Below are 20,825 nucleotides of genomic sequence, written 5' to 3'. Positions count from 1 at the left end.
GTGACCAGCTTCAGCCAAGGTTTGACAACCATTTGTTCTCTCCTTTACTCCGTGTTGATTTGTTGTGTTCAATATCCAGACTTGAAACCATGATCAAAGTGCGATCAGGCGATGTCACTGCGGGAGATCAATGCCATGGAGCCGCTCGATGGGCGCTCCTTATAGATAAGGACATGACTCGCGTGATTTTTGAAATTTATTATGACCGTACTTTATAGCTGGTTTATATAAACGTGTAGCACCAGTACTATGACTCTTTCTGGTACCACTGATACCGCTTCAGCAGCCAGATAAAGCCACTGGCAGAGTAGTTGCTTTTATGTGTTTCCGGTAGCGGGTATACCCAGGCTTTGATGAGGAAGTATCGAGCGATACACAGTCAGAAAAATAAGGATAAACATTTTTGGTTTTTTCATACTGGACTGTCGATATCTATGAATTGATGAGTGATACCAAATTTCTGCGCGATATGATCGCCCAATGCCTGTACCCCGTATCGCTCGGTGGCATGGTGCCCGGCCGCAATAAAAGCAACGCCGGACTCGCGGGCTTCATGAACGGTTTGCTCTGAAATTTCGCCGGTGATAAACGCATCTACGCCCAGACGGATAGCCTCGTCGAAATAATCTTGAGCGCCGCCGGTACACCAGGCTATGCGTGTCACCGTCTTCAAATCCTCGCCGATTACCAAAGGTTCGCGCCGTAGGACGCGTTCGATATTCATGCGCAGTTCCTTCACGTTCGACACGCCCGGCAAAAGCGTTCCGTGCATGGCAATATCTTGATCGCCAAAACGGCTGGTTTCAACGAGACCTAACCTATGGGCCAGTTGAGCGTTATTGCCCAGCTCCGGGTGAGCGTCCAGCGGCAAATGATAGGAGAGAAGTCCGATGTCGTGCGCAATCAACCGCGCGATACGGCGGTGCTTCCTGCCAACAAGGCATGGGTCCTCACCGCGCCAGAAATAACCGTGATGTACGAGCAGCGCGTCTGCGCCTGCTTCTATAGCAGCTTGAATGAAATCCAACGAGGCGGTTACACCACTAACCAGATGACGCACCTCACTTCGGCCTTCCACTTGCAGCCCATTTGGGCAATAATCACGGAAATGGGCAATGTTCAGGAGTTGGTTCAAATAGATTTCGAGCTTATCCAATCGCATCATATTCGTCTGGTCTTTATAAAAATCATACTAAATCTCGAAACCTAAATCCCAAATGCACAAGCTCTGGCTGATTTTCGCACAAACGGTAACGATAGTCCTTGCCGCATTGTTTGTCGTTTCCACTTTAAGGCCCGAGCTGTTGCCCTGGCAATCGCGGGGGGGCGGCGGTGCCGTGGTAACTATAAAAGAAGCGGTTTCCGACACGGCGCACCCCAATGCGCCCCTGCCCGCCAGCTTCAGCGCTGCAGCGCAAAAGGCCATGCCATCGGTGGTCAACGTTTTTACCAGTAAAGAGGTGAAGATATCCTCCCATCCCCTGATGGAGGATCCTATGTTCCGGCGTTTCTTTGGCGATCGTTTCGAATCGCCGCAGAGCCGGCGTGCGTCGAGTCTCGGGTCCGGGGTAATTGTCAGTTCCGAAGGCTATATTCTTACCAATCACCATGTGATAGAAGCGGCGGATGAAATCGAGGTTGCGCTGGCCGACGGCAGGAAGGCCAAGGCACGCGTAATCGGTTCAGATCCGGAAACCGACCTTGCGGTTGTAAGAGTGGATATGGAAGCGCTTCCGACAATGACCTTCGGGCATTCCGATAATGCCCGGGTCGGCGATATCGTGCTTGCAATCGGAAACCCCTTCGGTGTGGGACAGACGGTTACGATGGGGATCATCAGCGCGCTGGGGCGGACACATATGGGCATCAATACCTTTGAAAATTTCATTCAGACTGATGCCGCCATCAACCCCGGCAATTCAGGAGGTGCCCTAGTTGACGTTTCCGGCAACCTGATCGGTATCAATACGGCGATTGTGTCTCGTACCGGTGGATCGCTCGGTATCGGCTTTGCCATTACAACCAGCGTGGCCAAACAAATAATGGAGCAGATTATCCAGACGGGTGGCGTAACGCGCGGCTGGATTGGAGTGGAAGTGCAAGACTTGACCGCGGAACTGGCTGAGTCGTTCAAGCGCCCCAACACCAACGGCGCCTTGATCGCGGGAGTGCTCAAGGGTGGACCCGCAGATCGGGCCGGTGTAAAGCCAGGGGATATTATTGTGGCGGTGAAGGGAAGCCCGGTGGTTGATTCATCCGTGATGCTCAATCTGATCGCCGCATTGTTGCCTGGAGAAGCAGCCAACATTACCGTGATGCGCAATCAGACGGAGAAATCCATCCAGATCAATGTGGGCAAGCGACCCATGCCTGCGCCTCAAGACCAGTATCAAGACCCGGATGCAATAGACTAAAAGCTCAGTTATGTAACGTATAAGAAGTCAATTGCAAAATCCGTACGCTTCCTCGAATTTGGCAACATACATCACCCGGTAAATGCTGCCGCCCCCGGAAACTTTAAGGTTGCCCAAAATATTCGGGGGTAGGCAAATCACGCTACCTTTAACGCAAAACGGCAGCGAGGTGCCTCCCATGGCGCAAATAGCGGTGCGGAATGTTGCAGCTGGACTTACCCGGTCGGCTGACGAAATTTGCGATCGCCCAGAGATTCCTAGAGATTCCTTAGTCGTTTCTTTTCCTCGTTTCAGCCTCTTCCAGTTCCTGCTCCGTATGCATGTCGTTTGACGGTCGGTGAGCTAATAGCTTCGCCGGTTGGGTAACGAGCCCTGCCACCAGTATGCCTAATTCGTAGAGTAAATAAAGCGGCACGGCGAGCATGAACTGTGAAACCACATCGGGGGGGGTGAATATGGCGCCGATGACGAATGCACCAACTAGAACATAACGACGTATTGCCTTTAGTTTTTCGACTGAGACAATGCCCGCGCGAACGAGTATCACGACCAATATCGGTACTTCAAAGGTGATGCCGAAGGCAATGAACATGGTCAGCACAAAATCGAGATACCTGCCGATATCAGTCATGACCGCCACGCCCTCTGGCGCGAATTGGGTGATGAATTCGAATACCAGGGGAAGAGCGGCAAAATAAGCAAACCCCATGCCGCATATGAACAGGAGGCTGCTGGTGAAGACGAGCGGCAGGACAAGGCGTTTTTCGTGGGAATACAACCCGGGCGCGACAAACGCCCATATTTGATAGAGCGTGTGTGGCAAAGTAATGATAAAAGCAGCCATCATGGCAACTTTCATCGGCACGAAAAAAGGCGTCACCACTTCGGTTGCAATCATCTGGCCCCCCTGTGGAAGTTTGTCCAGCAGAGGTTGTGCCAGCAATGAATAGAGTTCGCGGGCGTAGTAAGCGCAGGGGATAAAACCAAGCAGGAGCCCGCCGAATGCCCGTAGCAGGCTGGCACGAAGTTCCACAAGGTGGGAAATGAATGTTTCGTCGGTACTCATTATCCTAAATCCGGCAGTTGGCCCCTATAGCGAGCCCACCAAAAAGGTGAAGATCACGGGATAAAAAATGCTTTTCGATTATAGCGTTAAACCGGAAAATAAGCGGTCAACTGCCGGATTTAGGATTATTGTGAGCGGGGCCAAAAGAATTGAACCGGTAGATACCGATTCGTGTCAGCGAGTATATGTTCTCCGGCGCTAAACTACTCGCGATGTACTTCTGGTCCGGCTGCGTCGTGACTTGATTCCGCTTTGACTGATGGCGTAGCGGTGCTGACTGGAGTGGGGGAAGGGAACGATGCTGGAGTATCTTCCTCCGTGGCCTTGGGAGAAGATGCGGAAGCGGTCGTGGAAGGTTTTGGTTTTGGTTCTGCTTCCGTTTCCATCACGTCCTGGAACTGCGTCATTTCTTTTTGTACCGAGTCTTCGATGGAACGAGCAGCTCCCTCCACGGAAGCTTTCCATTTTTTGAGTTCTTCCAGTTCCATTTCTCGCTGGATGTCATTCTTGACATCATTGGCGTAACGTTGCGCCCGCCCGAACAGATGCCCTAGCGTACGCGCCACCTTGGGAAGCCGTTCAGGACCAATAACGACCAGCCCCACGACTGCTATAACGAGAATTTCCGTGAAGCTGATATCGAACATTTTTTATAGGAATTTACCGGTGCGTAGTGAGCGGCTATGAGATGCTATTTCCGCCATGCGCGAGCGATGCATCCCATTAGCTGGATTTTTTACCTTTGCTCACTGGCCTCAGGATTTTGACTGCGCCTTTTCCCTGGCTTCCGCCTCGATGGTCCGGGCACCGGTTTGATGAGGCACAGAAGATAGCTCCTCTTCATCAGCCGTTTTTACGCCTTCCTTGAAGCCTTTCACTGCACCGCCCAGATCACTGCCGATATTGCGGAGCTTCTTGGTCCCAAATACCAGAACAACAATCAGCAGAACGATCAGCCAATGCCAAATGCTGAATGATCCCATCATTTACTCCTTTATCTCGGATGATGAATCATAGCCGGCAAACGCTCGCTGCCGCCTACGATATGAATATGCAGGTGATGAACCTCCTGCCCACCAACGCGTCCGGTGTTGATAATGGTACGAAAGCCGTCCGTGCAGCCTTGCTCCCTCGCCAGCCTGGGTATCAGTACCATCATCTCGCCCAGCAAACTGCGGTGCTTATCTTCGACTTCGTCAAGTGAACCTATGTGTAGCTTGGGTATCAACATGAAGTGTATCGGTGCTGCGGGGTGAATATCGTGAAAAGCAAAAACGTCAGCATCTTCATAGATTTTTTCACTGGGAATTTCTCCCCGCACGATTTTACAGAAAACACAGCTGTCCATTTTTATCACACCTTCCGCGCTGCTTTTTCATCCAGCCCCGAAACTCCTTCCCTGCGGCGGAGCTCGTTCAGCACATCGTCGGGCCCCACGTTGTGGTGGGCTAACAGCACCAGGCAGTGAAACCACAGGTCTGCGACCTCTCGTATTACATGCGATTTGTCCTGCTCTTTGGAGGCCAGCAAGACTTCCGCCGACTCTTCCGCAATTTTCCTCAGAATCTTGTCCTGCCCCTCATACAGCAACTTTGCGACGTACGAAGTTTCAGGATCGGCATTTTTACGGCCTTCAATAACTTCAGTCAGCCGGTAAAGAATAGCTGGATCGGTCATTTTTTGTATATTTCTTCCGGGCTCTTGATTACTGGCGCTGCCACTGCCCATTGGCCGTTTTCAAGTTTATTGAAAAAACAATTATGTCTGCCGGTATGACAAGCGATGCCGTCAACTTGTTCCACTGTCAGCAACAGAACGTCCTCATCGCAATCCAGCCGGATTTCTTTTACTTTCTGAACGTGCCCTGATTCCTCGCCTTTATGCCAGAGCTTCCTGCGAGAGCGCGACCAATAATGTGCCTCGCCGGTTTGCACAGTAAGCTTCAATGCTTCGCGATTCATCCAGGCGACCATCAGCACCGCCTTGCTGTCGGCTTCCTGCGTAACGACTTGCACGAGTCCGTCGTCGGACCAGTTTATCTTGTTGAGCCAAATGTCGGACATGGGTATGCTTTAGGATCAGGTTATTCGGAACGCTTTAAATATAGGTTAAATGGAGCGCTTGGTGGCAAAGAGCTGATTCCGGGTTTCAGCTTGACTGGCATTAATGGATGCTCGGAAAGATGCGATAAAGACCGCCTGATTTGACGGCGCACCGGGGATAATAGATAAACAAGTGAGCGCCTGCTTCTGCAGATCGGGTGGAATGAAGGATTTTCGGAATCTGGTGTATCGGGTTTTCCTCGCTCCATAAAGGAAAGTAGAATAGCGATCATTCTCGTATTCGCCACTCCTTATCTTTTGGGGCATCCCATCCCTGACCCGCTGCGGCGTCGTCGCATCATGTGAACGGACCGTATTCTACTACTAAAGCCGTACCTCAATGCCATGTTCCGCCATATACCCCTTGGCCTGAAGTATACTGTAATCGCCATAGTGAAAAATACTGGCCGCCAGAACTGCGTCGGCATGGCCCTCTACGATTCCTTCCACCAGGTGATGTAAATTACCAACGCCGCCACTCGCGATCACCGGTACATCCACCGCGTCGGATACAGCGCGAGTCAGTGCCAGATCAAACCCGTTGCGAGTACCATCCTTATCCATGCTGGTAAGCAATATTTCGCCTGCCCCCAGCGATTGCAGTTTTTTTGCCCACTCGACCGTATCCATGCCGGTCGCCTGACGTCCCCCGTGAGTGAATACCTCCCAGCCGTTTTCCACCCGCTTGGCATCTATCGCCACTACGATGCACTGAGAACCGTAACGATCCGCTGTATCCGCCACCAGTCGAGGATTCTGTACCGCCGAAGTGTTGATGCTTACTTTATCGGCGCCCGCATTCAACAGCCTTCGCACATCTTCCACCTTGCGCACCCCGCCACCCACTGTTAACGGAATGAATACCTGAGCTGCAACTTCCTCAATGATACGAAGAATCAAGTCACGGTTATCAGAACTGGCAGTGATGTCGAGGAAGGTCAGCTCATCCGCTCCCTGATCACCGTAACGACGTGATATTTCGACAGGATCACCCGCATCCCGAAGCCCGACAAAATTAATGCCTTTGACAACACGGCCATTTGTTACGTCAAGACAGGGAATAATACGCTTGGCAAGACCCATACGATACCTTTATAAATCGCACATTTGCCGGCATCCGCTTCGCGAACAGATGCTCAGCCACTTCGTACCCTTAGTTAACAGATCATCTATCCAGAACGTGAATTCAGGGGTATCCGGAGAATTCAGCACCTCTTCCATAGAGGAAGCAAGATAAAGAAAAAGAGGTTTATAAATCCTGAAGCCGAATTTACCGCAGTTCTATTTTTTCGAAATGAAGGCCGAGCTTTATCAGGAAAGAGATTTATCGCGGGATATTTTCATACTTAGCTCATCCGCCAATGCTTGCGCCCGTTTGAAATCCAGAGCGCCTTCATACAGGGCGCGTCCCGTAATTGCACCCATGATACCTTCCAACTCGAGGTCGCAGAGCGCTTTCACATCGTCAAGATTACCGATGCCCCCGCTGGCAATGACGGGAATGGTAAGTGCCCTGGCCAGTTCCACCGTGGCCTCCACATTGACGCCGCTTAACATGCCGTCACGCCCGATATCGGTATAAATGATCGCTTCGACCCCATAATCCTGAAATTTTTTGGCGAGATCCACGACGTCGTGACCAGTAACTTTGGACCAGCCATTGACGGCCACCTTCCCGTCCTTCGCGTCCAGACCTACCATGATATGGCCGGGGAAAGCGTTGCAGGCATCGTGCAAGAATCCTGGCGTCTTCACCGCTGCGGTGCCGATGATAATGTAAGTTATGCCATCGTCGAGATAACGCTCGATAGTTTCGAGGTCACGTATGCCACCCCCGAGTTGTGTCGGAATTTCGTCACCAATAGCCTCAACAATATCACGTATGGCCGGTTCATTTTTTGGCCTGCCGGCAAACGCGCCGTTCAGGTCCACCAGATGCAATCGGCGCGCGCCCTGGCTCAGCCAATGGCTGGCTATGGCGGCTGGATCTTCGGAAAATACCGTGGCGTTTTCCATCACGCCCTGTTTCAGGCGTACGCACTGGCCGTCTTTCAGGTCTATCGCAGGAATAATCAGCATTTTTGAGTCAGGTTTAAGTGTAGAGGTGAGTTTTTAGGTTTGGAGCGGGAAGAGGTCATGCGTGGATGACTTGACTATCCCTTCCTGAAACTGAAGCGGTTCCCATCGCACAAAATTATTCAGCAGCGTCAACCCAGCGTCATGGCTTTTTTCCGGGTGAAACTGGACGGCAAAAATATTATCCCTGGCCACCGCGCTAGTAAAAGAAAAGGGATAGTTGGTGGTAGCTGCCGTCGATTCCGGGTTGGCGGTTTCCACATAATAACTATGCACGAAATAAAAGCGTGCATCGCTGGGGATATCTTTCCACAAGGGATGTTCAATGGCCTGGTGAACCTGGTTCCAGCCCATGTGCGGCACTTTGAATCGCAGCCCGCTGCTATCTGCCACCGACGTGGAAGGAAAACGCCGCACAGTGCCGGCCACAATGCCGAGGCCTTCTACGTTACCTTCTTCGCTGCTGTCGCACAGCATTTGCAGGCCGATGCAGATACCGAGAAAAGGTTTGCTCATCGCTGCATAGCGCACCGCGTTGCGCAATCCGCGTTTATCCAGTTCGCGCAGGCAGTCGGGCATTGCACCTTGACCTGGAACCACTACACGCCCAGCCTTCCGCACTACCTCCGGATCGTCGGTAATGACAATGGAGGCGGTCGGCGCGACATGTTCCAGCGCTTTGGACACCGAGCGCAAATTACCCATGCCGTAGTCAACGATTGCAATATCAGTCATGCTGGGTAGATGAGGGTTGAGGGCGTCTACAAGGAGCCTTTGGTGGATGGAATCGTATCCAAGGCGCGGGGGTCGGTTTCGATTGCCACGCGTAATGCACGTCCAAATGCCTTGAATATGGTTTCTGCCTGATGATGCGCGTTGCAGCCGGCCAGATTGTCAATATGCACCGTCATCAAGGCATGATTTATAAACCCTTGAAAAAACTCTTTTATCAAATCCACGTCGAACTCGCCGATGCGGGCGCGGGCAAATTTGACATTAAACGCCATGCCGGGGCGTCCCGAGAGATCCACCACCACACGCGTCAACGCCTCGTCCAGCGGCACATAAGCGTGGCCGTAACGTCGCAGGCCCTTCTTGTCCCCAATAGCTTGCTTGAATGCCTGTCCAAGGGTGATGCCGATATCCTCTACCGTATGATGGGCGTCGATATGGAGATCGCCTCTAGCAGCGATCTCCATATCTATCATGCCGTGACGCGCTACCTGGTCCAGCATATGATCGAGAAATGGCACTCCCGTATCCAGCGCTACGTTCCCGGTACCATCCAGATTAACTTTGACGTCAATTTGGGTTTCCAGGGTGTTTCGGTTAATTTGGGCCTGACGCATGGATGGGTTAATTTAATTGTTGGATTTATCAAGCGAGGCCTGAAGCGCCATCAGAAATTTCATGTTTTCGTCGGGTTTGCCCACTGTGACGCGCAGGCAATTCTTCAATAGCGGGTGGTGCCCGTCAAGATTTTTGATCAATATTCCGCGCTCTTTAAGTCCCAGAAATACCCGATTGGCTTCATTCCCGCCACCCTCTCGAGTCACGCGGAACAAAATGAAATTCGCATCCGTCGGAAAAACCTCGATACCGTTCAGTGCTGCCAGCCGTTCACCCATTAACGCGCGTTCGACTTTGATCGCTGTGGCCTGTTGCATCAGGACATCACGATGCTGCAATACCTTTTCCGCGATCAGTTGAGTGACAACGCCTACATTATACGGCAAACGCAATTTTTCAAGCTGTATCAACCATTCAGATCTTCCGGCCAGGAGTCCCAGCCTTAAACCCGCCAGCCCCAGCTTGGAAAGCGTGCGCATCAATAACAGATTGGGGTATTGCGCCAGCTTGCCCATAAAGCTTGCATCGGCGAAGACATGATAAGCCTCATCCACGACCACCACGCCAGGAGCAGCTTCAATAATACGTGAGATTGCTTCGCTGTCAAACAGGTTGCCAGTGGGGTTATTTGGATATGCAATAAAAATTACCGCTGGCTGGTGCTGCGCAATGGCGGCAAGCATCGCGTCCATATCAAGCGAAAAATCAGCATTTAACGGCACCCCTGCATATTTCATCCCGGCGAACACGGCAGTCATGCGAAACATGACAAAGGCGGGTTCGACACTCATCAACACTGCTCCAGGTCTGGCGAAGGCCAAAGCGATGATCTGGATGATCTCGTCCGAACCGTTACCTAGCATGATTTCCATACCTGGCGGGATCGAAAGCGCTTTCCGCAATGCGTTTTTAAGTGAAGCAGCGCTCGCATCGGGATAACGGTTGATCGGCGCGCCGGCCGTGAGCCGTGAAATCTCTTCGCATAACTCGGGTGGAAGAGAATAAGGATTCTCCATTGCGTCCAGCTTCACCATTCCGCTTGCAGGCGGTACGTGATAAGCGGAGAGCGCGAGGATCTCGGGCCGAATGATTTGATCGGGCGATGCTGGCATTTTTATATGACTCAGCTTCGATTTACGGCCGGCAGGATACGGCATAAAGTATGGCTTGGCTCTGAAAGAATCCGTCGAATCATTTCACGTCGACGCCATTCCTGATCCGATATTCCGCAGACATCGCATGGGCTTGCAAACCCTCTCCATGAGCCAGGATGGACGCTATCGGACCTAATTTTGCCGCGCCCTGTTCCGACACTTTGATAATACTGCTACGTTTCTGAAAATCGTACACGCCTAACGGTGATGAGAAGCGTGCGGTACGAGAGGTGGGCAACACATGATTGGGGCCAGCGCAATAATCGCCGAGCGCTTCGGAAGTGTAACGGCCCAGGAAAATGGCGCCGGCATGCCTGATCTTTTCCAGCCATTTTTCCGGCTGTTCAACCGATAGCTCAAGATGCTCCGGTGCGATATGGTTGGCTATGGCGCAGGCTTCGTCCAGATCACGTACCTGGATCAACGCGCCGCGGCCTTCAAGCGAAGCTCGTATTACCGCCTTGCGCGGCATCGCTTCCAGTTGGCGGTCAATACTTGCCGCTACCGCGTCGATAAAATCGGCATCGGGGGAAAGCAGGATCGCTTGCGCCAGCTCATCATGCTCCGCCTGTGAAAACAGATCCATGGCAATCCAGTCGGGATTTGTTTTGCCGTCGCAAATCACCAGGATTTCTGAAGGTCCCGCTATCATGTCTATGCCTACCATACCGAATACGCGGCGCTTAGCCGCTGCCACATACGCGTTGCCGGGGCCGACGATCTTGTCAACGTGCGGCACTGCCGAGGTGCCATAAGCCAGTGCGCCGACGGCTTGAGCGCCGCCAATGGTAAATACTCGCTCAACCTCGCAAATGGCTGCGGCACCCAAGACGAGATCATTTATCTCGCCACCGGGGGTCGGTACGACCATGACGAGTTCGCCCACGCCTGCCACCTTGGCGGGAATTGCGTTCATCAGCACGGAGGAAGGATAAGACGCCTTGCCGCCGGGAACGTACAGGCCAACACGATCCAGCGGGGTTACTTTCTGGCCAAGGAGCGTACCGTCAGGTTCGATATAACTCCAGGATTGTGCCAGCTGCTTTTCGTGGTAAACGCGCACGCGCGATGCGGCTTGTTCCAGGGCCTCACGCTGATCTGCAGGCAGGTCTTGCAGGGCTTGTTGCAAGCGTTGGCGGGGCAATTCGAGTGCCGCTGCCGAAACTGGATCCCAATTGTCGAAACGACGCGTATATTCCAGCAGGGCTTCATCACCCCGCTTCTTGATATCAACAAGAATGTCGGCGACGGCTGCCTCCAGCTTCGCATCCTGGGCGTTTTCAAAAGCCAGCAGTTCCGCTAGTGCTTCGTTGAAGCGGACATCGGTGGAGGACAGCCGTTTGATTTGAATCATGGGAAGGCGCGTGGATTTATTGATTGTGACGTTTTTGCTAATTCATGCTTCATTTGATGATTGCCGCAGAGAAAGCTTCCAGCATTGGCTGTATCGCTTCCCGCTTCAATTTCAGTGCTGCCTGATTGATGACCAGTCGCGCCGAAATCGGCATGATCTCTTCCACTGCCTTCAGATGGTTGGCCTTTAGCGTGCCACCGCTGGAAACCAGATCCACAATCGCGTCCGCCAATCCTACCAGCGGCGCGAGTTCCATCGAACCGTAGAGCTTGATAAGATCCACGTGCATGCCTTTTTCGGCAAAGTGTTCGCGTGCTGTTTGTAAATATTTCGTTGCGACTCGCACTCGCGCTCGCCGGCTTACGGCCTCTTCGTAATTGAAATCATCGCGCACCGCCACCATCATGCGGCAGCAGGCAATATTCAAGTCCAGCGGCTGATAAAGCCCTGCGCCGCCATGCTCCAGCAGTACGTCCTTTCCTGCGATGCCCATATCCGCGGCGCCGTACTGCACGTAAGTGGGTACATCCGAGGCTCGTACAATGATAAGCCGCACGTCACCACGATTGGTCGCAAGGATCAGCTTACGCGACGTTTCAGGATCATCTAGCGCGACGATGCTGGCTGCTTTCAACAACGGCGCAGTATCGTCAAAAATGCGGCCCTTGGAAAGGGCGATCGTAATGCTCGTCATGGAGGATTCTGCAAAGGCCTCATTTTAACCCAAAAGTGGCAAGCCGACGTTACCCGCAAAATATTCAACCACGAATAATCTCCTAAGGAATTCAGGCTGGTGCTTCGGTGAAATTCAAGTCAGCTGACAGATGCGGAGATATACAAAGGTTTCGGTCCCTTAGAGAACAGAAAAACCGACGATAACAACCAACAACCCGAGTGCGACCCATACATGTAGCGCCACGCTATGGTGGTCCCCCGGGCTTTAGGTACTTGCTCTTCAATGCTTTGGCATGGTTGGGCCTGTACAGTCTTTACCTATGGGTGAAAAGGGATTCTGTCGCTGAATTGCTCGCAATAACTCCTGGATAAAGAATTACCCAACCTTCGTTTTGAAGTTCCGCTAAAACTTCGAAACGAGAAAAAAAGCCTTAATTCCTTAAAAAAAATGTGGACTTCACAATTTCTTCACAATTTCTTCACAATTTAATCACACTTAATTCCTGATACTTCACATCTTCTTCACAAGTACTTCACATTAAATTCACACTTACTTCACAGTTACTTCACACTTACTTCACGTTTACTTCACAAAATACTGAGGAAGCGGAATCGAAGGTTGAAGTAAGAATCCACAAAAAGTAAAAGCGAAAATAAAAAATGCCACTAAAGTTTGGAACAAACAATAGCGTTGATAGAAGTTGGATAAGCGGTACTAAAAAACTTTTCGGTCTCTTTCTGTTTCTTGTGACAGCCTGTATGTCTTCTGCCGTACTTGCGAAAACAGACGGCGAGCTTAAGAAGAGGCTCGAAACCCTGGAAGCAAGGATCCTGGAGTTGGAAGCGCGTTTGGAGAGTAAAGGGGGGCAAGGGGACCGAAATACCGCGAGCACAGATCACGGTGTCGGCAAGGAAAAATTACACGATACCGTGACGGTGCAGTCTTCTGCTTCGCCCGCGCAAACAGGTAACGAGTTCAAGAAGAAGCCGGAAGCCGTGGGAACAAGGGTTGCAAACGTGGAAAAACCTGTGGCGGGCGCAGGGTGGCAGGATGCCGATGGTGGAGGTCACGGCCTTGACAGGAAAAAATTTCATGGTGGCGTGACCTTGAAGCAGGATGCGTTTTTTGGTTTCCAAACCATACTCGATGCAGAATATGAAGTCCTCGACAATATCGACTTCACCTTTTATAGCTGGCTATGGACGAGTCCCAATTTCGGCCGCAGCCGGGTGGTTTCCGGTCCGAACGGTACCCAGGTCGATGCTGGCGGTAACGGGTTGTGGACTGAGGTCGGCATGGGTCTGAATTTTCACTTTCTCAACCATGCATTAAGTATCAATCCCCAGATAGGCATGCTGAACGGCGCCTTACTATCCAGCAAAATCGTCGGCAGGGGTATCCGGGCTGGGGAAGGCGTGGTGCCCAGTATGACGATAAACTATAATGACGACCATTTTACTGGGCAGGCGTACCTTGCCTACTATATGGCTATCCGCGATGAGCGGGCCAGGGATTTCATCCATAACTGGATCAGCCTCGGTGTCAAACCGGCGCTGTTCAATTTCAAAAATATACCGGTCAGTTCCGTAGGCGTTCACTGGGAGCATCTGCGATTCCATAAAGACAGGATAGAAGGAAATACCGGGACGGTTTATAACTGGATAGGTCCCTATATCGAATTTGCGCTGCCTATGAATCTCGCCCTGCGCTTCTCGGCTGGCGCTGATCTCAAAGGAGACGTGTCCAAGGAATTCTATCAAGCCAGCATCAAGGTTCATTTCTAGCAGCCTGTCGGACTTAAAGAATCACAGCGAAAAAGTGACTGGGTGAGGGCAGATTTTGAGGATTTGAAGGCCAATAGTTATTCTATTGGTCCAAAAAGCAGCGAAATATCAAACCGACCAGACGCTTTTGCAGCCGATTTCTTTTAAGTCCGACAGGCTACTAAAAGTGAATATGCGCACAGGAATGAAGATCCTTGACTTGTACTCCAGATGAATATGATTATTACATCAGGATTGACCCCCATCAGTATTCTGAAGCGAGCGCTGAAACACAATAGAAGTGTTGTTCCGCAAATATTGTATGCGTAGTCATACCGATGATGGTACAGGCATTGCCCGGCCATGGCGGGCAAAAGGGTGGGAAAAGTGAGCGAATTGGCGTCGCCCAAGTGCAATCGTCGACCTGGCGCGCCAGGTCATTCTTTAACGTCCATGCCGAGATTACCGGTCTTGAGGCCGAACGGCAAATCGGGGAACTGAGATGCAGGAGAAGATGGATTGTATGACAAGCGCTGAGTTGCGCGCCGTGATGGCAGAATTACGGCCGCCGGACGTATGCGATCTGGTGGAGCGCGACCACGAGGTATTGGCTGCCCGGCAGGCTCGCGATTCCTTATCAGAGCAATTGCGGCAGGCCAGAATGGACGTAATTAAGGCGGAGCGTCAGATGGGCAGCTGGAGATCTGCTCACCCCTTGCGGGCCAAGCTTCATGATTTCGGGCTGATGTCGTCCAGATTTCTCGCCGAGCGCAACGAGATAAAGTCCGCAGCGGAAATAGAAGTACTGAAGCTGGTTCCACGTGTTCACGACATTACTGAGTATGTAAGTAACATAGAGAACGAGGTCGAGGCTCGTATTCTGCTAGAGCAGGCGCCTGTGCGCGAGCGCATGGCCGAGTTGGAGCGTCTTGAGCGGCGGAAGGCTATGCGGGAACTGACCGAGCGGTGGCAAACACGGGAGTTGGGCAATACCCATTCAGTGTTTAAGCCCGGGATGAAAGCTTATGATTGAGGCGATGTTGGGAGTAGCTGGAGCGCCTTGCCCAATTGTTGCGTAAAGCCTTTCGGAAAGGTAGTGCAGCGACAGCTCGGTTGGAGCTGGACGCTCCTTCCTTTCCTATATATGAATCGCGCGTTTATCCACGCTCAGCGCCGCCTCGTGCAATACTTCGGAAAGCGAGGGATGGGCATGAACGATGCGCGCGATATCTTCACTGCTGGCCGCGAATTCCATTGCGACCACCGCTTCGGCAATCATCTCTGAAACGTAGGGACCGATCATGTGGATGCCGAGGATGCGGTCGGTGTTCGCGTCAGTCAGTACTTTGACGAAGCCACCTGTCTCTCCGAGCGCGCGTGCACGACCGTTAGCCATGAAGGGGAACTGTCCCGCCTTATATTGAACGCCTCCCGCTTTCAGTTCCTGCTCGGTTTTGCCCACCCAGGCAATTTCCGGTGAGGTATAAATTACCCAGGGGACCGTATCGAGATTCACGTGTCCAGCCTGACCCGCAATGGTCTCGGCAACCGCGACACCTTCCTCGGAAGCCTTATGCGCCAGCATGGGCCCGCGCACCACGTCACCCACAGCATATATATTCGGGAGGTTGGTACGGCAATTGCTGTCTACTTCAATATAACCCCGCTTATCCAGCTTCAGCCCGATATTTTCCGCGCCCAATTCAGCCGTATTGGGAACGCGTCCCACCGCGACAATCAGTTTATCCACTTCGAGTTTTTGTGAGATCCCCTGTATGTCCTCTGCGTCTGCATACTCAACGGTGATACTTTTTTCACCCGTTTTGATCCCGCTTATCTTGATACCTGTTTTTATCACCAGGCCTGATTCTCGGGTGAAGATTTTTCGCGCCTCCTTCGCCACTTGCTCGTCGGCGGCCATAAGAAACCCGGGCAGCGCTTCAAGAATAGTGACTTCCGAACCGAGCCTCCGCCATAGACTGCCCATTTCCAGGCCAATCACGCCCCCGCCGATGACGCCCAGTCGCCCCGGCGCTTCTTTCATCGCCAGTGCACCAGTGTTATCCAGTACTCGCTCATTGTCCACGGGTGCGAACGGCAGTGTGCGCGGTGTTGAACCCGTGGCGATGATGACGTGTTTTGCCTCGATGGCCTCCGTCTGGTCCCCATTCTTCACCTCGATCTGCCAAAGACTATGGTTGCCACTAGCGTCTTTGCCGCCCTTGAGCAACGTGCCATGCCCGTGCATTGACGCGACTTTATTTTTTTTGAGCAGCATGGCCACGCCGCCGGTGAAGCCTGCGACAATCTTGTCCTTGCGAGACATCATTACCGGGATGTCCACCGACAAACCCTCGATCCTGATTCCATGAGCAGAGAATTTATGGGCGGCACGTTCATAATTTTCCGATGATTCAAGGAGCGCCTTCGATGGGATGCAGCCCACATTCAGGCAGGTTCCACCAAGGCTGGGCTTGCCCTGCGGATTTTTCCACTCATCTATACATACGGTATTGAGCCCTAACTGGGCGCAACGGATTGCCGCGACGTAGCCGCCAGGGCCCGCGCCGATTACTGCCACGTCAAAAAGTTGGGACATATTTTCACTTATAAAAAAACAGGATACAGGAGGAATGCGTAGCGCTTATGAAATCGCGGCTTGCCTGGCGTCTCAGGCTTCCAGTAACGGGCTCATGGGATATTCCAAAGCCTCTTTCATCGCCACTAAAGAGAGTACCGCTTCACGTCCGTCGATGATGCGGTGGTCGTAGGAAAGCGCGAGATAACACATCGGACGAACCACCACCTGCCCATTCTCGGCTACTGGCCGCTCCTTCGTGGCATGAATCCCCAGAATCGCGCTCTGGGGGGGATTGATAATGGGTGTTGAAAGCATCGAGCCGAATATGCCGCCATTGGTGATGGAGAAGGTGCCGCCCGTCAGCTCTTCCATCGTTAATTTGCCATCGAGGGCGCGCTTGCCGAAGTCTGCGATCTGCCTTTCAATCCCCGCCTGTGACAAAGCGTCCGCATTTCGAATGATGGGAACCACTAGCCCGCGCGGACTGCTTACCGCGATGCCTATGTCGTAATAGCCGTGATAGACGATGTCATTTCCATCCACGGATGCATTGACGACAGGAAATTTTTTCAGCGCCGCCACCGCCGCTTTGACAAAAAACGACATGAGGCCAAGCTTGATGCCGTGCTCTTTTTCAAAACTCGTCTTGTAGCGGGCGCGCAAGTCCATTATCGCTTGCATGTTCACTTCGTTGAACGTGGTGAGTATCGCGGCGGTGGACTGCGACTGCACGAGTCGCTCGGCGATACGCGCCCGCAGCCGGGACATCGCCATCCGTTGTTCGGGTCTGTCACCCGCAAGCGCGGGCGCGGCTGTTGCGGTCGGTGCCGTAGTCGTGGTTAAAGGTGCAGGTGCAGGTGCAGGAGTTGCCGAAGGTGCGGGGCCTGCCGGTGACGGCGAGGGAGACGGCGCGCCAGAGGGCGAAGGTTTCTTTTCCACATGGGCCGCCACATCCTCTCTCGTAATTCGGCCATCGCGTCCGCTACCTTTAATCGAGCTGATTTCACCCACATCAAGATTTGCCTGCGCCGCCAAATGTTGCGCGGCCGGCATCATCGCCGGGGCTGCCGCAACAGCGGAGGTGGCCTCGGGAGCGGACGTCACGCCTGAGGGAGCAGACCCCGCCGCCGCATCTGGAGCCGCTTTGGTTTCAGCTGGAACCGCCTCGGTGTCTATGGTGGCGATGATCTCGCCGCCTGCTACTATCGTCCCGTCGCCCTTGACGATTTTGGCCAATACGCCAGCGGCCGGCGCCGGCAACTCCATCACGACTTTATCTGTTTCGACATCAATCAGATTCTCATCTCTATCAACATGTTCGCCTTCTTTTTTATGCCAGGAAAGCAATGTGGCTTCCGCCACGGATTCGGATAAAACCGGAACTTTGACATCGACGAGCATGGTTATTCCTTTGGCTTAAATTTTTTCGCGAAACGCTGCCACTATCAATTCGTTCTGCTGAAATTTGTGTTTCGCCAGATACCCTACTGCCGGGGAGGCTGACGACGGCCGCAACGCATAGCCTAAACTTTGGTCGGGACGCTTGTGCCGCAGCAGATAGTGCTGAATACGGTGCCAGGCACCCTGGTTGCCGGGCTCCTCCTGACACCAGAGTATATCTTTAGCTTGAGAATAGCGGTCAACCTCAATCTGGAAATCATCATGTGGAAAAGGGTACAACTGCTCGATACGAACAATTGCGATATCCTTGATTTCGTGTTCCCGGCGATAAGCCAGCAGTTCGTAATATATCTTGCCGCAGCAAGCGATGACGCGCCGTACATTTTGGGGATCGAGCTTGTCCATCTCCGGAATCACGTTCCGGAAACTGCCATTGGCCAGATCTTCGAGACTTGAGAAGGACTCCTTATGCCGCAACAGGCTTTTAGGACTCATGATGATAAGCGGCTTGCGCAACGGCCGGATCATTTGCCGCCGAAGCATGTGAAACATCTGTGCGGCGGTGGATGGAACGCACACTTGAATATTGTATTCGGCGCAGAGTTGCAGAAAACGCTCCAGCCGTGCGGAGGAGTGCTCGGGCCCTTGCCCTTCATAGCCGTGCGGCAGCATCATCACCAGGCCGCATAGACGGCCCCATTTGGCTTCGCCGGAGGCGATGAACTGGTCTATTACAACCTGCGCACCGTTTGCAAAATCGCCAAACTGCGCCTCCCATACTACCAGTTCATTTGGTTCCGCGGTTGTATAGCCGTACTCGAAGCCCAGCACGGCTTCTTCCGAGAGTACAGAATCGATGATAACGAAACCAGGTTGCTCGGGAGCAATATGGCGAAGGGGAACGTACGTTCCCTCGTTCCATCGCGCCCGGTTCTGGTCATGCAGCACAGCATGGCGGTGAAAAAAAGTTCCACGTCCCGAATCTTGTCCGGAAATGCGTACGGCATATCCATCTTTCAGAAGCGCCGCATAAGCAAGGGTTTCAGCCATTCCCCAATCCAGGGGTAATTTTCCTTCGCCCATCAAGCGGCGGTCGGCGATGACCTTTTCCACCCGTGCATGTAACTTGAACTTGGAGGGAACATCCGTTAATCGCGTGGCCAGATTTTTTAATTCCGCTATCGGCAGCCCGGTCTGCACCTTCATGTCCCACTTGTTATTCTTCAGGAAGGGTGTCCAGTCCACCGCGTTCGAAGATTTATAGCCATAAAGAATGGTTTTGTTGGGATTGCGGCCTCCATCCATGTCATCCCGATAGGCTTTTACCATCAGCTCGGCCTGGCCGGCGCCGATGACGCCTTCGGCTTCCAGTTTATCGGCATAGAGCTTGCGGGTGCCGGGATGGCGGCCGATAATCTTGTACATCAGCGGTTGAGTCACCATGGGTTCGTCCTGCTCATTGTGGCCGAGGGTGCGGAAACAAACCATGTCCACGACCACATCCTTATGAAACTTCATCCGAAAATCAAGCGCAATCTCAGCCGCCATGACGACTGCCTCAGGGTCATCCCCGTTGACATGGAGAATCGGCGCTTCGATCATTTTCGACACATCAGTGCAATAAAGTGTAGAGCGCGTATCACGTGGATCAGAAGTTGTGAAACCGATCTGGTTATTGATAATGACGTGTATCGTACCACCGGTACCGTAGCCGCGCGTTTGCGACAGATTCAGGGTTTCCATCACCACGCCCTGAGCCGAGTATGCTGCGTCGCCATGCAGAAGCACAGGCAGCGCCAGATCGCCCTGCCTGTCTCGCAGACGCTGCTGACGGGCGCGCACCGAGCCTTGCACTACCGGGTCTACAATTTCCAGATGTGATGGGTTGAATGCCAGCGTCAGGCGCATCGTACCGCCCGGAGTGGATACCGCGGAAGAAAAACCCTGATGATATTTGACGTCTCCTTCAGTCAGGTCCTGCGCATATTTGCCTTCGAATTCCTGGAACAGATCGCTCGGCAACTTCCCCAGTGTGTTGACCAGGACATTAAGCCGTGCGCGATGGGCCATGCCAATGATAACCTGCTGCACGCCCATCTGGCCCGCGCGCTGCAGCAGGTTATCCAATAGCGGAATCAGGCTTTCGCCGCCTTCGCCAGAAAAGCGCTTCTGTCCGACATAGCGTGTGTGCAGATACTTTTCCAATCCTTCTGCCGCATTGAGGCGTTCCAGGATATGGCGTTTGTATTCAGGGGAAAACCGGGATTGTGCGCGCGAACCTTCGATACGATTCTGTATCCACCGTTTTTGCTCGGTATCGGTAATGTACATATACTCGACGCCGATACTGCCACAGTAGGTTTCCCGCAGTATGCGCAGAATGTCCGCCAACGATGCGCGCGGCGGACCGATCAATGAGCCGGTGCCAAAAACCGTACTCATGTCCGCCTCTGTCAGCCCGTAATAGGTGGGTTCAAGTTCGGGAATATGCGGCTTTTCCTGATGTTTGAGGGGGTCGAGGTCAGCATGGCGCACGCCCAGGAAACGGTATGCGTTGATGATTTGTAAAACCGCTATCTGTTTGCGTTCCGTTTCAAGGTCGTAATCGTCCTGTAGAAGTTCCTGATCGGGGCTATGTCCGCTGAGGCGCCAGGGCGCTGCCGGGGGTCGGCTGAACGATTCGACTTCCGATGAGTACGGAACATTTTGAGAAACCTGTCCAGCCGATCCGGCCGTTCGTTCTGCCTGCCGCAGTTTGTCGAAGTATTCGTGCCATTCCGGCGGAACCGATTCCGGATTGTGCAGGTACTTTTCATAAAGCCCTTCAATGAAGGACGCATTGGTACCAAACAGCAAGGAATCCTCAAACAGTTGCTTCATCATGGCTG

General features: G+C 52.7%; 21 protein-coding genes. 4 read left to right on the top strand and 17 right to left on the bottom strand.

Annotated features, from left to right (window positions below):
- Positions 1 to 218: hypothetical protein (locus BLS94_RS15065; RefSeq protein WP_218124793.1), on the top strand; the 218-nt coding region annotated here is incomplete at its 5' end.
- A gap of 194 nt (positions 219 to 412) precedes the next feature.
- Here the strand turns inward: BLS94_RS15065 and BLS94_RS10750 are convergent.
- Positions 413 to 1,162 (bottom strand): Nif3-like dinuclear metal center hexameric protein, encoded by a 750-nt coding sequence (locus tag BLS94_RS10750; RefSeq protein ID WP_090960819.1) that lies wholly within the window; start codon positions 1,160 to 1,162, stop codon positions 413 to 415.
- Between the two features lie 55 nt (positions 1,163 to 1,217).
- Here BLS94_RS10750 and BLS94_RS10745 point away from each other — a divergent pair, with 55 nt between their 5' ends.
- A complete protein-coding gene (locus BLS94_RS10745) occupies positions 1,218 to 2,414 on the top strand; it encodes a Do family serine endopeptidase (RefSeq protein ID WP_090960790.1) in 1,197 nt (398 codons plus the stop codon).
- A gap of 268 nt (positions 2,415 to 2,682) precedes the next feature.
- On the opposite strand, the gene tatC is transcribed toward BLS94_RS10745, so the two are convergent.
- The 13 genes from tatC to hisG form a co-directional block, all read right to left on the bottom strand.
- Positions 2,683 to 3,480, bottom strand: a complete 798-nt coding sequence (gene tatC, locus BLS94_RS10740; protein WP_090960786.1) for a twin-arginine translocase subunit TatC — start codon at positions 3,478 to 3,480, stop codon at positions 2,683 to 2,685.
- A gap of 203 nt (positions 3,481 to 3,683) precedes the next feature.
- Positions 3,684 to 4,127, bottom strand: coding sequence for a Sec-independent protein translocase protein TatB (gene tatB, locus BLS94_RS10735; protein ID WP_090960783.1), 444 nt, complete (start codon positions 4,125 to 4,127; stop codon positions 3,684 to 3,686).
- Positions 4,128 to 4,235: 108 nt separating this feature from the next.
- On the bottom strand, positions 4,236 to 4,463 hold the full coding sequence (gene tatA, locus BLS94_RS10730) for a Sec-independent protein translocase subunit TatA (protein ID WP_090960780.1): 228 nt from the start codon (positions 4,461 to 4,463) through the stop codon (positions 4,236 to 4,238).
- Positions 4,464 to 4,474: 11 nt separating this feature from the next.
- A complete protein-coding gene (locus tag BLS94_RS10725; protein WP_090960777.1) occupies positions 4,475 to 4,828 on the bottom strand; it encodes a histidine triad nucleotide-binding protein in 354 nt (117 codons plus the stop codon).
- A gap of 5 nt (positions 4,829 to 4,833) precedes the next feature.
- Complete coding sequence (locus tag BLS94_RS10720) at positions 4,834 to 5,157, bottom strand: phosphoribosyl-ATP diphosphatase (RefSeq protein WP_090960774.1); 324 nt, start codon at positions 5,155 to 5,157, stop codon at positions 4,834 to 4,836.
- A complete protein-coding gene (gene hisI / locus BLS94_RS10715) occupies positions 5,154 to 5,543 on the bottom strand; it encodes a phosphoribosyl-AMP cyclohydrolase (protein WP_090960771.1) in 390 nt (129 codons plus the stop codon). The genes BLS94_RS10720 and hisI overlap by 4 nt, the downstream gene beginning before the upstream one ends.
- Before the next feature lie 363 nt (positions 5,544 to 5,906).
- Positions 5,907 to 6,665 carry an imidazole glycerol phosphate synthase subunit HisF gene (gene hisF, locus BLS94_RS10710; protein ID WP_090960768.1) on the bottom strand — a complete coding sequence of 253 codons (759 nt, stop codon included), beginning with the start codon at positions 6,663 to 6,665 and terminating at the stop codon, positions 5,907 to 5,909.
- 228 nt (positions 6,666 to 6,893) lie between these two features.
- Positions 6,894 to 7,661, bottom strand: coding sequence for a 1-(5-phosphoribosyl)-5-[(5-phosphoribosylamino)methylideneamino]imidazole-4-carboxamide isomerase (hisA, locus tag BLS94_RS10705; RefSeq protein WP_090960764.1), 768 nt, complete (start codon positions 7,659 to 7,661; stop codon positions 6,894 to 6,896).
- Between the two features lie 33 nt (positions 7,662 to 7,694).
- Positions 7,695 to 8,393, bottom strand: coding sequence for an imidazole glycerol phosphate synthase subunit HisH (hisH, locus tag BLS94_RS10700; protein WP_090960762.1), 699 nt, complete (start codon positions 8,391 to 8,393; stop codon positions 7,695 to 7,697).
- A gap of 26 nt (positions 8,394 to 8,419) precedes the next feature.
- Entirely contained in the window at positions 8,420 to 9,007 is a 588-nt protein-coding gene (hisB, locus tag BLS94_RS10695) for an imidazoleglycerol-phosphate dehydratase HisB (protein ID WP_090960759.1), read from the bottom strand.
- 12 nt (positions 9,008 to 9,019) lie between these two features.
- Complete coding sequence (gene hisC / locus BLS94_RS10690) at positions 9,020 to 10,120, bottom strand: histidinol-phosphate transaminase (protein WP_090960816.1); 1,101 nt, start codon at positions 10,118 to 10,120, stop codon at positions 9,020 to 9,022.
- 79 nt (positions 10,121 to 10,199) lie between these two features.
- On the bottom strand, positions 10,200 to 11,516 hold the full coding sequence (gene hisD / locus BLS94_RS10685) for a histidinol dehydrogenase (RefSeq protein WP_176767859.1): 1,317 nt from the start codon (positions 11,514 to 11,516) through the stop codon (positions 10,200 to 10,202).
- A 49-nt stretch (positions 11,517 to 11,565) separates the two neighbouring features.
- A complete protein-coding gene (gene hisG, locus BLS94_RS10680) occupies positions 11,566 to 12,210 on the bottom strand; it encodes an ATP phosphoribosyltransferase (protein WP_090960756.1) in 645 nt (214 codons plus the stop codon).
- 740 nt (positions 12,211 to 12,950) lie between these two features.
- Here hisG and BLS94_RS10675 point away from each other — a divergent pair.
- Positions 12,951 to 13,976 carry a DUF6733 family protein gene (locus BLS94_RS10675; RefSeq protein ID WP_256325393.1) on the top strand — a complete coding sequence of 342 codons (1,026 nt, stop codon included), beginning with the start codon at positions 12,951 to 12,953 and terminating at the stop codon, positions 13,974 to 13,976.
- A 502-nt stretch (positions 13,977 to 14,478) separates the two neighbouring features.
- The gene (locus BLS94_RS10665; protein WP_090960750.1) at positions 14,479 to 14,988 is read left to right on the top strand and encodes a hypothetical protein; all 510 of its coding nucleotides are present in this window, start codon (positions 14,479 to 14,481) and stop codon (positions 14,986 to 14,988) included.
- Positions 14,989 to 15,093: 105 nt separating this feature from the next.
- Here the strand turns inward: BLS94_RS10665 and lpdA are convergent, their stop codons facing one another.
- The 3 genes from lpdA to BLS94_RS10650 form a co-directional block, all read right to left on the bottom strand.
- Positions 15,094 to 16,554, bottom strand: coding sequence for a dihydrolipoyl dehydrogenase (gene lpdA / locus BLS94_RS10660; RefSeq protein WP_090960746.1), 1,461 nt, complete (start codon positions 16,552 to 16,554; stop codon positions 15,094 to 15,096).
- Between the two features lie 72 nt (positions 16,555 to 16,626).
- Positions 16,627 to 17,937, bottom strand: a complete 1,311-nt coding sequence (gene odhB, locus BLS94_RS10655) for a 2-oxoglutarate dehydrogenase complex dihydrolipoyllysine-residue succinyltransferase (RefSeq protein ID WP_090960743.1) — start codon at positions 17,935 to 17,937, stop codon at positions 16,627 to 16,629.
- Between the two features lie 15 nt (positions 17,938 to 17,952).
- Entirely contained in the window at positions 17,953 to 20,820 is a 2,868-nt protein-coding gene (locus tag BLS94_RS10650) for a 2-oxoglutarate dehydrogenase E1 component (RefSeq protein WP_090960741.1), read from the bottom strand.
- Positions 20,821 to 20,825 lie beyond the last annotated feature (5 nt).

Origin of the sequence: Nitrosospira sp. Nsp18 (genome assembly GCF_900103145.1) — a bacterium.
Lineage (GTDB): Bacteria > Pseudomonadota > Gammaproteobacteria > Burkholderiales > Nitrosomonadaceae > Nitrosospira.
The sequence above is the reverse complement of the archived record's forward strand: the minus strand, read 5'-3'. Positions and strand labels throughout refer to the sequence as shown.

Coding starts and splice junctions, on each gene's coding strand:
- BLS94_RS10750 (WP_090960819.1), bottom strand. CDS start 1,162: ATGCGATTGGATAAGCTCGAAATCTATTTGAACCAACTCCTGAACATT.
- BLS94_RS10745 (WP_090960790.1), top strand. CDS start 1,218: ATGCACAAGCTCTGGCTGATTTTCGCACAAACGGTAACGATAGTCCTT.
- tatC (WP_090960786.1), bottom strand. CDS start 3,480: ATGAGTACCGACGAAACATTCATTTCCCACCTTGTGGAACTTCGTGCC.
- tatB (WP_090960783.1), bottom strand. CDS start 4,127: ATGTTCGATATCAGCTTCACGGAAATTCTCGTTATAGCAGTCGTGGGG.
- tatA (WP_090960780.1), bottom strand. CDS start 4,463: ATGGGATCATTCAGCATTTGGCATTGGCTGATCGTTCTGCTGATTGTT.
- BLS94_RS10725 (WP_090960777.1), bottom strand. CDS start 4,828: ATGGACAGCTGTGTTTTCTGTAAAATCGTGCGGGGAGAAATTCCCAGT.
- BLS94_RS10720 (WP_090960774.1), bottom strand. CDS start 5,157: ATGACCGATCCAGCTATTCTTTACCGGCTGACTGAAGTTATTGAAGGC.
- hisI (WP_090960771.1), bottom strand. CDS start 5,543: ATGTCCGACATTTGGCTCAACAAGATAAACTGGTCCGACGACGGACTC.
- hisF (WP_090960768.1), bottom strand. CDS start 6,665: ATGGGTCTTGCCAAGCGTATTATTCCCTGTCTTGACGTAACAAATGGC.
- hisA (WP_090960764.1), bottom strand. CDS start 7,661: ATGCTGATTATTCCTGCGATAGACCTGAAAGACGGCCAGTGCGTACGC.
- hisH (WP_090960762.1), bottom strand. CDS start 8,393: ATGACTGATATTGCAATCGTTGACTACGGCATGGGTAATTTGCGCTCG.
- hisB (WP_090960759.1), bottom strand. CDS start 9,007: ATGCGTCAGGCCCAAATTAACCGAAACACCCTGGAAACCCAAATTGAC.
- hisC (WP_090960816.1), bottom strand. CDS start 10,120: ATGCCAGCATCGCCCGATCAAATCATTCGGCCCGAGATCCTCGCGCTC.
- hisD (WP_176767859.1), bottom strand. CDS start 11,516: ATGATTCAAATCAAACGGCTGTCCTCCACCGATGTCCGCTTCAACGAA.
- hisG (WP_090960756.1), bottom strand. CDS start 12,210: ATGACGAGCATTACGATCGCCCTTTCCAAGGGCCGCATTTTTGACGAT.
- BLS94_RS10675 (WP_256325393.1), top strand. CDS start 12,951: ATGTCTTCTGCCGTACTTGCGAAAACAGACGGCGAGCTTAAGAAGAGG.
- BLS94_RS10665 (WP_090960750.1), top strand. CDS start 14,479: ATGACAAGCGCTGAGTTGCGCGCCGTGATGGCAGAATTACGGCCGCCG.
- lpdA (WP_090960746.1), bottom strand. CDS start 16,554: ATGTCCCAACTTTTTGACGTGGCAGTAATCGGCGCGGGCCCTGGCGGC.
- odhB (WP_090960743.1), bottom strand. CDS start 17,937: ATGCTCGTCGATGTCAAAGTTCCGGTTTTATCCGAATCCGTGGCGGAA.
- BLS94_RS10650 (WP_090960741.1), bottom strand. CDS start 20,820: ATGATGAAGCAACTGTTTGAGGATTCCTTGCTGTTTGGTACCAATGCG.